This is a genomic window from Sphingomonas pollutisoli (genome assembly GCF_029167165.1).
In the GTDB taxonomy this organism is placed as follows: Bacteria; Pseudomonadota; Alphaproteobacteria; order Sphingomonadales; family Sphingomonadaceae; genus Sphingomonas; species Sphingomonas pollutisoli.
Genome location: NZ_JARFNJ010000004.1, coordinates 417,823 through 433,367, shown reverse-complemented (window position 1 = coordinate 433,367; position 15,545 = coordinate 417,823). Strand labels below are relative to the sequence as shown.

Here is a 15,545-nt window from a genome sequence, read left to right as displayed (position 1 = left end):
AAGGACATCTGCCATGAAGAGCATTGGTTTTCTGTCGTTCGGCCACTGGTCGCCTTCCGCGCAATCGGCGACACGCTCGGCCTCGGACGTGCTGCTGCAATCGATCGACCTCGCCGTCGCGGCGGAGGAACTCGGCGCGGACGGCGCCTATTTCCGCGTCCACCACTTCGCGCAACAGCTCGCGTCGCCGTTCCCGCTGCTCGCGGCGGTCGGCGCCAAGACCAGCCGGATCGAGATCGGCACCGGCGTGATCGACATGCGCTACGAAAACCCGTTCTATATGATCGAGGACGCCGGCTCGGCCGATCTGATCTCGCGCCGGCGGCTCCAGCTCGGGATCAGCCGTGGCTCGCCCGAGCAGGTGATCGAGGGCTGGCGGCATTTCGGCTATGCCCCCGCCGAGGGCGAGAGCGATGCCGACATGGGCCGCCGCCACGCCGAGGTGTTCCTCGATCTGCTCGACGGCAAGGGCTTCGCCAAGCCCAACCCGCGCCCGATGTTTCCCAACCCGCCGGGGCTGCTCCGGCTCGAACCGCATTCGGCGGGGCTGCGGCGGCGGATCTGGTGGGGGTCTGGCGCGAACGCCACCGCGCTCTGGGCCGCGCAACACGGCATGAACCTGCAAAGCTCGACGCTCAAGGCCGACGAAAGCGGTGAGCCGTTCCACGTCCAGCAGGCGAAACAAATCCGGCTGTACCGGGAGGCGTGGAAGGCGGCCGGACACGATTGGGAGCCGCGCGTCTCGGTGTCACGCTCGATCTTCGCGCTGATGAACGACCGCGACCGCGCCTATTTCGGACGCGGCGACAGCAGCGACCAGATCGGCATCATCGACAATATGCGCGCGGTGTTCGGCCGCTCCTACGCCGCCGAACCGGACGCGCTCGTCAAGCAACTTAGCGAGGACGAGGCGATCGCCGAGGCCGATACGCTGCTGCTGACGGTGCCCAATCAACTCGGCGTCGATTACAACGCGCACGTGCTCGACGCCGTCCTGACCCACGTCGCACCAGCACTTGGCTGGCGCTGAGCTTCGGGCGGCTCACGCCGCCCGAGCGCGCCTCAGAACACCGCCTTGCCGTCGCCGCCGAGCATCGCCTTGCGCACGAGCGGAATCGGCGGCCCGCCGAAGCTGAGGAAGGTGTCGTGGAACGCCTTCCAGCCGGCGCGGCCGCCGTGGTTCGCGGTCCAGTCGTCGCGCAACCGGCGGATCATCAGCTTGCCCATCGTGTAGTTGAGATACGCCGGATCGTAGGTGCCGCGCGCGGACTGCTGCCGCGCATTGCCTTCGTCCTGATAGCATTGCTCTACGAACATTTTCCGCGACTGTTCCTGCGTCATCCCGCGCGCGTGCAGACCGATCGCCGAGAGGAACCGGCAGTCGCGGAGCAAGGCGTTGGAAAGCTCGCCGATGTGCGTTTCGGGATCGCCTTTGTGGAGGCCCGCGTCCCACATCATTTCCTCGGCATAATGCGCCCAGCCTTCGGCGAAGGCGTAGCCGACGAACAGCCGCCCGAACACCGAAGGCGAATGGTTGGCGTGGCGGAACTGGAGGAAATGGCCGGGCATCACCTCATGCACGGTGGTGAACAGCAGGTCGTTCTTGCCCGGAATGAAATCGAGCTGGACCTGCCTGCTCCACGAAGGATCGGGCGGCGAGATGTAATAGACCGAGGGGATGCCCTTCTCGAACGGTCCCGGCGGATCGATGTACGCCGAGTTCTGCCGGTTGTAGGGCGGGCTTTCCTCGACCAGCGCCTGTTCATTGTCGGGAATCGAGACGATGTTGTGGGTCAGCACGAACGCGCGCAGCTCGGGGATCTGCTTGCGCGCTTCGGCAACGGGATCGTTGTTGGCGGGCTTGTCGGCGTTGGCCTTGGTCATGCAGGCGGGCACGGTCGCACCCGGCGCAAAATCCGCGCACGCGGCGACGAGCGCCTTGCGGTTGCGGTCCAGATCGGCCTTGCCCGCGGCCTCCAGCGTTTCCAGCGGCACGTCGACGCCTTCGGTCATGCTGAGCATGCGCGAGAAACGATCGGCGCCGAGCGCGAAGTCTTGCGTCGCCGCCGGGCGCTGGCTTTGAAGCCACGCGGCGAGGTCGTTCATCGCCTTGGTGGCGGCTACCGATGCCTGCGCATATTCATCCTGCGACGCGGGGCTTTTCACGCCCGCGAACGCCTTCTTCGCGTCGTTGCTGTAATAGTCCGCGAAGCCTTTGAAGGCCGCGACGCCGAAATCGATATAGCTCGCCGGCATCGGTGTCTTGAGGTTCGCGCGGATGTTGGCGGCCGCCTGCGGGATCTTGTGGAGGAATTTGATCATCGCGCGCATCCGCGTGGCGGGATCGGCATAGTTGCGGGCGATATAGACGTTGGGGTCGAGCCCGCTGTTGACGTACCACGCCGGATTGCGGTGCGGCTGGTCGGCATCCTCGAGCCAGAACAGCTTGCCCTGCGCGACGGTGACCAGATAGTCGCGCTCGAACGCGGCCTGTTTGTCGAGCTTGGCGGGATCGAACGCCTTCGCCCTGGCCACCGCGTCGCGCAGGAAGTCGCCTTGCCGCTTCAGCCCCGCCGCGCTCCAGTCGCCGAGGCCACCATCGAAATCATGGCGTCCCTGATAGACCGCGTCGGCGGGCGAGACCTTGAACCAGCCCTCGATGAACGCATCGCGAAACGCGGGCCAGTTTCCGGTCGGCAGCGGCGCGAGCGTGGTCGTGGCGGATGGGGCGGGGGACTTGGTGGTGCATCCCGCGAGCGCGAGGGCGGCGGCGCTGGCCAGCCAGATGGTACGCATAGGCACTCCGATTCGATCTGCGCGAATGCTGGCAGCTTGCACGCGCGCGCACCAGCCCCGGGGGAACGCGGCTCCCGCCGGATCGTTTTTGTCTCCGATCCGATGGAGAAGACCGATGCCGTATATCAAGACCCGCGACGGAACCGATCTGTATGTGAAGGACTGGGGCGAAGGCCGTCCCGTGGTGCTAATCCACGGCTGGCCGCTGTCGTCGGACAGTTGGGACGCGCAGGCGCTCGCGCTCGCCAATGCCGGGTTCCGCGCGATCGCCTATGACCGGCGCGGCTTCGGCCGCTCGGGCCAGCCGTTCTCGGGCTATGATTACGACACGCTCGCCGACGATCTCGCCGACGTGCTGGACGCGACCGGGGCACGTGATGCCACGCTGATCGGTTTTTCGATGGGCGGCGGTGAGGTCGCCCGCTACATGAGCCGGCACGGCGGGCAGGGCGTGATCGGCGCCGGGCTGATCTCGTCGGTGGTGCCGTACATGCCGCAGGGCGAGGACAACCCGCACGGCGTGCCGATCGAGCAGCTCAGCGCGATCGTCGAGGGCATCAAGCAGGATCGTCACGGCTTCTTCGCGACGTTCTTCAAGCAGTTCTTCGGGGTCGGCTTCATCTCGTCGCCGGTCAGCAACGAGACGGTCGAATGGGCGCAGCAGACCGCCAACCTGGCGGGGCTCAAGCCGATCCTGGCGTGCGCGGACGCGTTCAGCTTCACCGATTTCCGGCCCGATCTCGCCGAATTCCGCGTGCCGACGCTGATCGTCCACGGCACCGCCGACAAGACCGTGCCGATCGATGCGACCGCGCGTGTCGCCGCCAAGGCGATCGGCCAGTCGCAGCTCGTCGAATATGACGGCGCGCCGCACGCGCTGACGATCACCGAGAGCGATCGCTTCACGCGCGACCTGCTGACCTTCCTCGGCCACACGCCGACGATCGACGAGGCGACGACGATCGAGGAGGAAATCCAGCGCGAGCAGTTCCTCCACCCGCAGCTCGCGCCGATCGTGCCGTAACGTCCGCGCTTTCTCGCTCCCCTCCCTGGCAGGGAGGGGAGTTGGTTTCGATGATGCGGCCACACGTCGCCCCGGCGCAGGCCGGGGCGACGGTTATTTCAGCGGAACGATCACTTCGTCGGGGTGCGCCACATTCAGATCCTTGCGGACCAGTTCGTCGACCATGTCGGGATCGGCGTTCTTCGGGTCGAGCAGCGCGACCCGGTTCTTGAGTACCTCGCGCTGCTTGGTGAGCAGCGCCAGTTCGGTGCGCTTGCGTTCGAGATGCTTCTCGATATCGCCGTAAGCCAGCGCCCCGTTCGGGCCGATGATCGCGTAGGCGCCGAAAAAGGCGCCCACGGTCAGCAGGGCCGCTGGCGGCCCCGCTTTTCGAAGGACCGTCCGGAACGACGTCCGTTTCGGGGTTGTACGCTTTACCATGTCGCGATTCTCGCGCATCGCGACTCGCGGATCAACCCCGAATTAGCGGTATTCCGTCAATATGGCGTAACTATTTCCGCAGCACACCCCGGCCGGCATAGACCGCCGCGTCGCCCAGTTCTTCCTCGATGCGGATGAGCTGGTTGTACTTGGCGAGCCGGTCCGACCGCGCGAGGCTGCCGGTCTTGATCTGGCCGCAGTTGGTGGCGACGGCGAGGTCGGCGATCGTCGAATCCTCGGTCTCGCCCGAACGGTGCGACATGACCGCCGTATAGCGCGCGCGCTGCGCCATCGACACGGCCTCGAGCGTCTCGGTGAGCGTGCCGATCTGGTTGACCTTGACGAGCAGCGAGTTGGCATAGCCGCCCTCGATGCCGCGCTTGAGGCGCTTCGGGTTGGTGACGAACAGATCGTCGCCGACCAACTGGCACTTGTCGCCGATCAGGTCGGTCAGCGCCTTCCAGCCGTCCCAATCGTCCTCGCCCATGCCGTCCTCGATCGAGAAGATCGGGTAGCGCGCGACGAGGTCGCCGAGGTAGGCGGCCATCTCGTGGCTGTCGAGGATCTTGCCCTCGCCCGAGATGTCGTACTTGCCGTTCTTGTAGAATTCGGTCGCGGCGCAATCGAGCGCGATCATCACGTCGTCGCCCGGCGTGTAGCCGGCCTTTTCGATCGACGACATGATGAAGTCGAGCGCGTCGGTGGTGCTGGCGATGTTGGGCGCGAACCCGCCCTCGTCGCCGACCGAAGTGGCGAGCCCCTTGTCGTGCAGGCCCTTCTTGAGCGTGTGGAAGATCTCCGACCCGCAGCGCACCGCCTCGAAGATCGAGTCCGCGCCGACCGGCACGATCATGAATTCCTGGAAGTCGATCGGGTTGTCGGCATGTTCGCCGCCGTTGATGATGTTCATCATCGGCACCGGCAGCACATGCGCCGAAACACCGCCGACATATTTGTAGAGCGGCAGCCCGCGCGCGTCCGCCGCCGCCTTGGCGACCGCGAGGCTGACCCCGAGGATGGCGTTGGCGCCGAGCCGGCCCTTGTTCTCGGTGCCGTCGAGCGCGATCATCGCGGCATCCACGTCGGCCTGGTCCTCCGCGTCGAGGCCGACGACTTCGTCGGCGATGTCGTCGTTGACGGCATCGACCGCGCCCTGGACGCCCTTGCCCGACCAGCGGCTCTTGTCGCCGTCGCGGCGCTCGACCGCCTCATGCGCGCCGGTCGATGCGCCCGAGGGCACGGCGGCGCGGCCGAAGCTGCCGTCCTCGAGCATGACATCGACCTCGACGGTCGGGTTGCCGCGGCTGTCGATGATCTGGCGAGCGTGAATGTCGATGATTGCGGTCACGAAACGATCCTTCTATCGTTGGCGTCAGGCGTGCTTGGCGCGGCCTGTATCGGCAATCGCCACGGGCGGCAATTCGTTGCCGTATGGAACCGCGCCTTGCCCCGCCGGTTGAGGCCGCAATGGATTTGGAAAGGGCATGTCATGGCCGATGAGACCGTAAACGAACCGACCCCGAACGTGTTGAACGACGCGCCGATCGACACGCCGGCGGACGGCGAGTCGACCGCGAACGCGTCCGGCGAGGCGGAAACGCCGAACGTGACGCAGACGCTCAAGGACGGCGCGGCGAAGCTCGCCAAGGAAGCCACCGACCGGGCGCGCACCTTCGCCGAAGACGGCAAGGCGCGGGCGGGCGGCGCGCTCGACGAGCTGACCAAGATGATCTCCGACGCGGCCGACACCGTCGATGAGAAGATCGGCCCGCAATACGGCCAATATGCGCGCAGCGCGGCCGAGACGCTCGGCGGCTTCTCCGAGCAGCTCAAGGCGAAGCAGCTCGAAGATCTGATCGAGGACGCGCGCGGGTTCGTCCAGAAGAGCCCGGCGGTCGCGATCGGCACGGCGGCGGCGATCGGCTTCGTGCTGGCGCGGCTGGTCGCCTCGGGCCTGACGCCCGACACGGTCGATCAGGCCTGATCGGCGATCACGGTTCCGGGGGAAGCATGGCCGACGATACCACCGATGACGGCATCGGCACGCTGATCTCGCGGCTGATCGAGGACGCCAAGGCGTTCGCGCTCGCCGAGATCGACGTGTATCGCGCCCGCCTGCGCAAGGCGGTGGCCGAATATCGCGCCGCCGCGATCCTGGGTTTCGCCGCGCTGATCCTCGCGCACGCCGCGCTGATCGCGCTGCTGGTCGGTGTCATCCTGAGCATCGCGCAGGCGCTCGGGCCGGTCTGGGCGACGGTCATCACGGTCGGCGCCACGCTGCTGGTCGCGGGAGTGCTGGTGTGGATCGCGGTGTCGATCGTCAGCGCGAAAGGCAAGGTACGATGAGCGGCACGGTCGATCCGGTAGCGGCTGCGGAGGAGCGGGCGCGGATCGCGCGCGCGCGGCTGGAGACATCGGCGGCCGCCCTGCGCGAGCGTGTCGATCCGCGCACGGTCGCCAGGAACGCCGCCGAAGGCTTGCGCGAGCAGGCCGAGGCGGCGGCGGCGGTGGCGCGGCGCAACCCCGGCATCGTCGCCGGTACGCTCGCGGTCGCCGGTCTGCTGATCGCGCGCCGGCCGGTGCTGGCGCTGTTTCGGCGGCGCGGTAAGGACACGGCAGGCGGGGATACGGCGGGCGGGGCCAAGCATTCTATCACTCACACTGCCCGCGAGGGCGCGAAAGGAAAGCCGCAATGACCCAGACCGATGACGCGCTGACCGCGGAAGTGTCGGACGCCACGCCGGCGAAAGCGACCATCCGCGACACCATCGAGGCGACTCTGGATACCGCCAAGGAATCCGCGAACAACGCGCTGCTGACGGCGAGCGAGGCCGCGCGGGAGGCCGCGCGCAAGACCGCCGAGGGCATCGAGGCAAATCCGCTGTCGGTGCTGGTCGGCGGTGTCGCACTCGGCGTGCTCGCCGGTGCGCTCATCCCGCGCGGCGAGAGCGAGACCAAGCTGCTCAAGCCGGTCGGTCGCAAGCTGACCGACACCGCCCGCGGCGCGGTCGAGGCGGCGAAAGATGCGGGCAAGGCGGAACTCGCCGGCATCGGGCTCAGCCGGGCGGCGGCGAGCGACACGGCGGGCAAGCTCGTCCTGAGCGTGCTCACCGCGCTTGCGACGGCCGGGGTATCGGCGGCGACCAAGAGCGCCACTGCCGCCAAGGAATAAGCCGCGCGCGCGGCGAAGCGCCCTTTCGCCGCGTCGCACCAATCTCGGCGTGAAACCAATTCCCGTTCGGCGCGTTGGCCGGTCAATGGGGTGGAACCGTAACGGTCTGCTTCGAAATGGGGGCAGAACCGTTTGATTGCACCGGGTTTCTCGACGAGTTGGTTGGCGATTGCGGTGATGGGCGCCGCACCGCAACAGGTTCCGTCCGGGCAGCCCGCCCCGGCCGCGCCGGTCGCTCAGGCTGATGAGCGTGCGGCCGAGCAGCCGATCGTGCCCGACGCCGAGTTCGACAAGGCGCTCCCGCCACTGAGCAGCGATATCAACGCGCCGCTCGAACCGATGACGCTCGAGCCGGTCGGCACGCCGCCCCCGGCGGCGGCCCAAGCAACGGCTCCGGCAACGGCGGTGCCGCCCGTGACGCCGTCGCCAGCCATCACGCCCGGTACGACCCCGCCTGCAGCGACGCCCGCGACCGCGGTTCCCGCCCCGGCGGACCTCGATCAGCCGCTGCCGCCACTCGCCAGCTTCGATGCGACCCCGCTCGTCACCGTGGCGGACAAGGCGGAGAAGACCCCCGAGATTCGCTACGAAGCGGTCGTTACCGGGCTCGATGCGGTCGGCCTCGAAGACGAATTCAAGGCGCATTGGGTGCTCAAGAGCAAGGGCAAGGCCGAGAACGCCGCGGTCGTTTCAGCGCGCGCGCATGAGGATGAGGAACTCGCCGGGCGCGTCATGCGCGCGGCGGGCTATTATGATGGCACCGCCGTCGGCACGATCGAGACGGTGCCGAACGAACCCGGCCGGGTGCGTGCGCGCATCAACGCCACGCCCGGCAAGCTCTATCATCTCGGTACGGTCAAGGTCGATGCGCAGCCCACCGTCCCGCCGGACCTGATCGCCAATGCGCTCGCGCTCAAGACCGGCGATCCGATCGAGGCTGGCCGCGTGCAGGGCGCCGAAGCCAATATCGCGACCGTGCTGCCGCAGAACGGCTATCCCTTCGTCAAGGTCGGCCAGCGCGACATCCTGCTCGATGAACTGACCACGACCGGCGACTATACGCTTCCGCTCGATACCGGGCCGCGCGCCTCGTTCGGCGGCTATACGACCACCGGCAGACTCGCGTTCGACGCGCATCATGTCGGCGTGCTGGCGCGCTTCAAGCCGGGGCAGATCTACGACAGCCGCAAGGTCGATGATCTGCGCCAGGCGCTGATCGCGACCGGACTGTTCTCCACCGCCTCGGTCGAGCCGGTGCGGACCGGCAAGCCGGGGCCGGACGGCACCGAACAGGTCGATCTGCTCGTGCGGCAGGTCGCCGGTCCGAAGCGCTCGCTGTCGGTGAGCGGCGGTTATTCGACGGGCGAGGGCTTCAAGCTCGAAGGCAGCTTCACGAACCGCAATCTGTTCCCGCCCGAAGGCGCGCTGATCCTCAACGTGACCGGCGGCTCGCAGGAGCAGGGCGCGGGCGCGACCTTCAAACGGGCGAACGCCGGCAAGCGCGACCGCACGTTCAGCGCGGGCATCACCGCCGATCATTCGAACTATGATGCGTACAACGCCTTCACCGGCACGGTGTTCGCGCGCATGTCGTATGATTCTACGCCGATCTGGCAGAAGAAGTTCACTTGGGCGCTCGGGGTCGAACTGACCGGCACCAACGAAAGCGTGTATGATTTCGGTAAGCCCGGCAACGTGCGGCGGACCTATTTCATCGCCGCGCTGCCTGGCCAGGCGCAGTGGGATACCACCGACAGCCTGCTCAACCCGACGCGTGGCTATCGCGCCAAGATCAGCCTCAGTCCGGAGACGTCGGTTCAGGGCAAGGCGAGCCCCTATGTCCGCTCGATCGCCGAGGTGAGCGGCTATTATCCGGTGAGCGACAGCATCGTGCTGGCCGGCCGCGTGCGGGCCGGGTCGATCGCGGGCATCGCGCGTGACGATCTCGCGCCGTCGCGGCGCTATTATGGCGGCGGGGGCGGATCGGTGCGCGGCTATGGCTATCAGCGGCTCGGGCCGTTCGATCCCAAGGGCGATCCGGTCGGCGGGCGCAGCCTCAACGAATTCTCGCTGGAGGCGCGTTACCGGTTCGGCAATTTCGGCATCGTGCCGTTTTTCGACGGCGGCAACAGCTATGAAAGCGTGTTGCCCAAGGGGCAGGATCTGCGCTTCGGCGCGGGCATTGGCGGACGCTTCTACACCAATTTCGGGCCGCTGCGTCTGGACGTCGCGACGCCGATCAACAAGCGCAAGGGCGACGGTTTGATCGCACTCTACATTTCGATCGGGCAGGCGTTCTGATGGCGAGCGAAGCCCCCTCCGAGCAGGTCGTCATCGTGCGCGCGCCGCTGTGGCAGCGCGTGCTCAAATGGGTGGGCATCGCCCTCGTCGCGCTGGCCTTGCTCGCGGTCGCTCTGGTGTTCGGCATCAACACCCAGCCGGGGCGCCGCTTCCTCGCCAACACGATCGGTGGCTACACGCTCGCCTCCGGCTTGAACGTGACGGTGGGGCGGATCGACGGCTCGATCTACGGCGCGATGGTGCTGCGCGACGTGCGCGTGCGCGATCAGCAGGGCGTGTTCCTGACCTCGCCCGCCATCGCGGTCGATTGGCGGCCGTTCGCGTTCGTCAACAATCACGCCGACGTGAAGAGCGCCACCGCGCGTCTCATCACCATGACCCGCATGCCGGTGTTGAAGCCGACGCCGGTGGACCCCAACGCGCCGACGCTGCCGAGCCTCGACATCGATGTCGGCCGGCTCAAGATCGACCGGTTCGTGATGCGCAAACTCGTCACGGGGCAGGCGCATATCATCGCGGTCGATGGTCTCGCGCATATCGCTGACCGGCGCGCGCAAGTGAGCGCGAACGTCGTGGCGCTGGCCGGGCGCGGCATCGCCGGCGGCGACCGGCTCGCGGTGAAGCTCGACGCGGTGCCCGACGACAACAAGCTCGACATCGACGCGAAGCTCGACGCGCCCGCCGGCGGCGTGGTCGCGACGATCGGCAAGCTGGCCGCGCCGCTCGACCTGACGATCGGCGGCAAGGGAAGCTGGAAAGCGTGGAATGGCAAGGTCGCCGGCACGCTCGGCGGCGCGTCGCTCGCCGACCTCACCCTCACCGCCAATGACGGTACGTTCAAGCTGCGCGGCAATGCGCACCCCGGCCTGTATCCGGGCGGCGCGCCCAAGGACAAGGCGACCCCGGTCAACCCGGTCGCTCGGCTGACCGCGCCGCAACTCGACATCGCGCTCGACGCGGTGATGAACAAGCGCGTCGTCGATACCAGGCTGACGCTGCGCTCGGACGCGCTCGCGCTGGCCGGGCAGGGGCGGCTCGATCTCGCCGCGAGCAAGTTCGGCCAGTTCAAGGTCGATGCCAAATTGCTGACGCCGGGCGCGATCGCGCCCAACCTCAACGGCCGCGACGTGGCGGCGAGCGTGGTGCTCGACGGGCCGTTCGCGACGCCTACGGTCAATTACGTCGTGCAGGGCGCGCAGATCGGCTTCGGCGCGATCCGCGTCGACAACGTCTATGCGTCCGGGCTGGCGACCGTCGATGCCAAGCACATCATGATCCCGGTCAATGCGCGCGCTTCGCGTGTGGTCGGGCTGAACGCGGCGGCGGGCGGTCTGCTCCAGAACGTCGCGATCAACGGCAGCTTCGCGATATCGGGCGACAAGGTGCTATCGGACAATCTGCGCATCCGTTCGTCCAAGATCGATGCGGCCGCGCTGGTCGTGGCCGATCTTTCGACCGGCATGTATCGCGGCGCGCTCAACGGCAAGGTCAACAACTACCGGGTCGAGGGCTTCGGCATCGTCAGCCTCGCCACAAACGCCAAGCTGGTGACCGCGCCTAAGGGCGGCTTCGGCATCACCGGCCATGTCGTCGCGCGCACGTCGCAGATCTTCAACGAAGGCGCGCGCAACTTCCTCGGCGGCAACGCGATCGTGAAGGCCGACGTCGGCTATGATCCGACCGGGATCATTACCTTCCGCAACCTCAGGCTCGCCGCGCCCGATTTCTCGGTGACGCGCGGCGAGGGGCGCTACGATCCGGCCGGGCCGCTCGCCGTCAACGCCGATGCCTATTCGAAGCAATACGGCCCGCTGTTCGCGCGCGTGACCGGCACGATCGCCAAGCCGGTCGTGCTGCTGCGCGCGCCGCGTCCAGGTGTCGGCGTCGGTCTCGTCAACCTCGAAGCGCAGGTGCGCGGCACCGGCTCCGCCTACGCGATCGTCGCCAAGGGCGGCACCAATTACGGCCCGTTCACCGCCGACGTGGTCGCCGCGACCGCCCCGGCGTTGACGGTCGATATCCGCCGTATCCAGTTCGCGGGCGTGGTCGCGAGCGGCAAGGTCCAACAGATGCGCGCGGGGCCGTTCGCCGGCCGCGTACAGTTCGCCGGATCGGGCATCGCCGGCGCGGCGGTGCTCGGCGCCCAAGGCGCGGTCCAACGCGCCGACATCGCCGCGACGGCCACCAACGCCAAGATCCCCGGCCAGACCGCGTTCACGATCGGCCGGGCGATCATCAAGGCGCAGGCGATCCTGTACCCCAAGGCGCCGCAGGTCATTGCCGACGCGCAGATCGGCAACCTGCGCTATGATGCCGCCGTCATCACCGCCGCGCGCGCCAAGGTGAACTACGCTGGCGGTGCCGGCACCGCGCAGTTGCTCGCCAATGGGTCGAGCGGGGTGCCGTTCCGGCTCGCGGCGAACGCCAAGCTTAGCCCCAAGCTGTGGCTGGCGGCGCTACAAGGCCAGGCGAACGGAATCGACTTCAAGACCGCCAACCCGGCGCGGATCGCGATCGACGGCGGCAGTTACACGCTCCAGCCGACGCGGATCGATTTCGGTGGGGCGAGCGGCGGATCGGCGCGGATCGCCGGCAGCTACGGCAAGGGTATGACCGTACAGGCCCGGCTCGACCGCATGGACCTGACGATGGTCAACGCGCTGGTGCCGAACCTCGGCCTCGGCGGCACGGCGACCGGGGGCGTGGACTTCAGTCAGCCTTCGGGGGCGAGCTTCCCGCAGGCGACCGCGCGCCTCTCCATCGCCAATTTCACGCGCGCGAGCCTCGCCACCGTCTCCGAGCCGGTCGGGATCGTGTTCGTCGGCAAGCTCTTGCCCGACGGAGGCGACGCGCGCGCGATCGTCACGCGCGGCGGCACCACCGTGGGCCGGATGGTCGCGACGCTGCGGCCGCTCGGTTCCGCTTCGGGAAGCTGGACCAGCCGGCTGATGTCGGCGCCGCTTGCCGGCGGAATCCGCTACAATGGCCCGTCGGCGGTGCTGTTTTCGCTGGCCGGCCTCGCCGACCAGCAGTTGAGCGGGCCGATCGCTGTCGCGGCGGACTTCTCCGGCCGCGTCTCGGCGCCGCAGCTCAACGGCCTGATCCGTGCCGACAATCTCACCTACGACAATGATACGTATGGCACGCGGCTGACCAACATGAAGATCGCCGGGCGGTTCACCAACGATCGGCTCGATATCACGCAGATGAGCGCCAAGGCTGGCGACGGCACGGTGCAGGCGCAAGGCTCGGTCGGTTTTGCGGCGGATTCGGGTTTCCCGATCAACATCCAGGCGACGCTCAACAAGGCGCAGCTCGCCAAGAGCGATGCGCTTGGCGCGACCGCGAGCGGCACGCTCAAGATCACCAACAGCAAGGCGGACGGCGGCCGGATCACCGGCGACATCCGCATCCCCAACGCGCGCTATGAGATCGTCACGCAGGGGCAGGCCGAGGTGCTCGAACTGACCGGGATCCGGCGCAAGAGCGATCTGGTGAAGGCCGCCGCCGCGGAGCAGGCGCCCCCCGCCGCCCCGCCAGTCGGGTTGTTCCAGCTCGATATCCGCGTCCGCGCGCCCGATCAGCTTTTCGTCAGCGGCATGGGGCTCGAATCCGAATGGTCGGCGGACATGCGTGTCAGCGGAAGCTCGGCCAATCCCAAGATCGTCGGCAAGGCTGAGATCGTGCGCGGCACCTACACCTTCTCGGGCAAGCGCTTCGATATCGATCACGGCATCGTGCGCTTCAACGGTGGCGCGCTGTCCGACCCGACTCTCGACATCAGCGCGACGACGACGGTCGATACCGTTTCGGCGATCATCGCGATCGGCGGCACCGGCCAGCATCCGCAGATCACCTTCACCTCGACGCCGACGCTGCCGCAAGACGAAGTGCTCAGCCGGTTACTGTTCGGTACCTCCGTCACCGATCTGTCGGCGACCGAGGCGATCCAGTTGGCGGCGGCGCTCAACTCACTGCGGGGCGGGGGCGGCGGACTCAATCCGCTCGGCAAGCTTCGCTCGGCGACCGGGTTCGACCGGCTGCGCATCGTTGGCGGCGACAAGGCGACCGGGCAGGGCACCAGCCTCGCGGCGGGCAAGTATATCACCAAGAACATCTATGTGGAGATCATCACCGACGCGCGCGGCTTCACCGCGACGCAGTTGGAGATCGCGCTCGCCAAGGGATTGAGCGCGCTGTCGCAGGCGGGCACCTTTGGCAGCTCGAACGTGAGCGTGCGCTACAAGAGGGATTTCTGATGGACGCGCGATGACCTATCGCCACCCACGGGGAGACCGGCGTGGCGATAGAACATTTCGACGTGGTGGTGATGGGCGCGGGGTTGTCCGGGATTGGCGCGGGCTATCACTTGCAGACGGCATGTGCGGACCATTCCTACGTTATCTTGGAAGCGCGCGACGCGATCGGCGGAACGTGGGATCTGTTCCGCTATCCGGGCATCCGCTCGGATTCGGACATGTTCACGCTCGGCTACGGTTTTCGGCCGTGGACGGGGGCCAAAGCCATCGCCGATGGCGCCTCGATCCGCGACTATATCCGCGACACGGCGCGCGCCTTCGGGATCGACCGGTACATCCGGTACGGCCATCGAATCCGCAGCGCCGCGTGGTCGAGCGCGGAGGCACTCTGGACGATCGAGGTCGACACGCCCGAAGGCGCGCGCGCGTTCACGTGCGGCTTCTTCCTCGCATGCAGCGGCTATTATGATTACGCGCGCGGCCACACGCCGGACCTCCCCGGGGCGCACGCATTCGCGGGACGGATCGTCCATCCGCAATTCTGGCCGGAAGATCTCGACGTCGCGGGCAACCGCGTCGTGGTGCTCGGCAGCGGCGCGACTGCGGTGACGCTGGTCCCCGCGCTGGCACGTGCTGGCGCGCGCGTGACGATGCTCCAGCGTTCGCCGAGCTATGTCGTCTCGCTGCCCTCGGAGGACGGCTTCGCGCGACGCATGCGCGCATGGCTGCCGGCCAAACTCGCGCACCGCGTTATCCGCGCGCGCAGCGTCCTGGTGCAGATGGCGTTCTATCGTTTGGCGCGCTGGCGCCCCGCCGCCACGCGCACGAAGATCGCGGCAATGGCGCAAGCGCGGCTCGGACCGGGCTATGATGTCGCCACGCATTTCACCCCGCGCTACGATCCGTGGGACCAGCGCATGTGCCTCATACCCGACGGCGATCTCTTCGAGGCTATCAAGGCGGGCGCGGCGGCGGTGGTCACCGGGCGGCTGGTGCGCGTGACGCAGACCGGCGTGGCGCTCGAATCGGGCGACGAACTGCCGGCCGACATTATCGTCACCGCGACTGGACTCGAAATCCTGCTGCTCGGCGGAGTCGCCCTGTCGGTGGACGGCGAAACCGTCGATCTCGCCAAATGCTACAGCTACAAGGGGCTGATGTTCAGCGATGTACCGAACCTCGCGCTGGTATTCGGTTACACCAACGCGTCATGGACGCTGCGCGCCGATCTCGCCAGCGGCTATATCTGTCGCGTGCTCAACGCGATGCGGCGGCGTGGTATGCGCCAGGTCACGCCACGGCTCGGAGGGGCCGTCTCGCCGCTGCCGTTCGTCGATTTCAGCTCGGGTTACATCATGCGTGCCGCTGACAAACTGCCGAAGCAGGGGCATCGGCGGCCATGGCGCGTGCGACAGAATTATGTGGCGGATCTGCTCGGGCTACGCTTTGGCCGCCTGGGTCGCGAGCTGGAATTCTCGAACCGGAACGGGGGTGCGTCATGAGTTGGGCGGGAACCCGGACGGCGCAAAGGCGTTCACGAGCCTACCGCACTGCACAAAAGCGTTGCCGCGTT

Annotated in this window: 12 protein-coding genes; 9 read left to right on the top strand and 3 right to left on the bottom strand. The window is 67.6% G+C overall.

Going from position 1 to position 15,545, the window contains the following annotated elements; translation table 11 throughout:
- Positions 1-13 precede the first annotated feature (13 nt).
- Entirely contained in the window at positions 14-1,030 is a 1,017-nt protein-coding gene (locus tag PX554_RS11310) for an LLM class flavin-dependent oxidoreductase (RefSeq protein WP_275501773.1), read from the top strand.
- A gap of 32 nt (positions 1,031-1,062) precedes the next feature.
- On the opposite strand, the gene PX554_RS11305 is transcribed toward PX554_RS11310, so the two are convergent.
- The gene (locus PX554_RS11305) at positions 1,063-2,796 is read right to left on the bottom strand and encodes a DUF885 domain-containing protein (protein ID WP_275501771.1); all 1,734 of its coding nucleotides are present in this window, start codon (positions 2,794-2,796) and stop codon (positions 1,063-1,065) included.
- 115 nt (positions 2,797-2,911) lie between these two features.
- Between PX554_RS11305 and PX554_RS11300 the strand changes: the two genes are divergently transcribed.
- Positions 2,912-3,820: an alpha/beta fold hydrolase gene (locus tag PX554_RS11300; RefSeq protein WP_275501769.1), complete on the top strand. Its 909-nt coding sequence runs from the start codon at positions 2,912-2,914 to the stop codon at positions 3,818-3,820.
- A gap of 93 nt (positions 3,821-3,913) precedes the next feature.
- Here the strand turns inward: PX554_RS11300 and PX554_RS11295 are convergent, their stop codons facing one another.
- Together PX554_RS11295 and eno are read right to left on the bottom strand one after the other, a co-directional pair.
- Positions 3,914-4,258, bottom strand: coding sequence for an FtsB family cell division protein (locus PX554_RS11295; RefSeq protein WP_256326022.1), 345 nt, complete (start codon positions 4,256-4,258; stop codon positions 3,914-3,916).
- 52 nt (positions 4,259-4,310) lie between these two features.
- Complete coding sequence (gene eno / locus PX554_RS11290; protein ID WP_275501763.1) at positions 4,311-5,588, bottom strand: phosphopyruvate hydratase; 1,278 nt, start codon at positions 5,586-5,588, stop codon at positions 4,311-4,313.
- Between the two features lie 141 nt (positions 5,589-5,729).
- Between eno and PX554_RS11285 the strand changes: the two genes are divergently transcribed.
- From PX554_RS11285 to PX554_RS11255, 7 genes are all read left to right on the top strand, one after another.
- Entirely contained in the window at positions 5,730-6,224 is a 495-nt protein-coding gene (locus PX554_RS11285) for a hypothetical protein (protein ID WP_275501762.1), read from the top strand.
- A gap of 26 nt (positions 6,225-6,250) precedes the next feature.
- The gene (locus PX554_RS11280) at positions 6,251-6,586 is read left to right on the top strand and encodes a phage holin family protein (protein WP_275501759.1); all 336 of its coding nucleotides are present in this window, start codon (positions 6,251-6,253) and stop codon (positions 6,584-6,586) included.
- Positions 6,583-6,936, top strand: coding sequence for a hypothetical protein (locus PX554_RS11275; protein WP_275501757.1), 354 nt, complete (start codon positions 6,583-6,585; stop codon positions 6,934-6,936). Before PX554_RS11280 ends, PX554_RS11275 begins: the two co-directional genes overlap by 4 nt.
- On the top strand, positions 6,933-7,412 hold the full coding sequence (locus PX554_RS11270; protein WP_275501755.1) for a hypothetical protein: 480 nt from the start codon (positions 6,933-6,935) through the stop codon (positions 7,410-7,412). Before PX554_RS11275 ends, PX554_RS11270 begins: the two co-directional genes overlap by 4 nt.
- Before the next feature lie 177 nt (positions 7,413-7,589).
- Positions 7,590-9,713 carry an autotransporter assembly complex protein TamA gene (locus tag PX554_RS11265; protein ID WP_275501753.1) on the top strand — a complete coding sequence of 708 codons (2,124 nt, stop codon included), beginning with the start codon at positions 7,590-7,592 and terminating at the stop codon, positions 9,711-9,713.
- Positions 9,713-13,972, top strand: coding sequence for a translocation/assembly module TamB domain-containing protein (locus tag PX554_RS11260; RefSeq protein WP_275501751.1), 4,260 nt, complete (start codon positions 9,713-9,715; stop codon positions 13,970-13,972). Before PX554_RS11265 ends, PX554_RS11260 begins: the two co-directional genes overlap by 1 nt.
- A gap of 41 nt (positions 13,973-14,013) precedes the next feature.
- Complete coding sequence (locus PX554_RS11255; protein ID WP_338061585.1) at positions 14,014-15,474, top strand: NAD(P)-binding protein; 1,461 nt, start codon at positions 14,014-14,016, stop codon at positions 15,472-15,474.
- Positions 15,475-15,545: the final 71 nt, after the last annotated feature.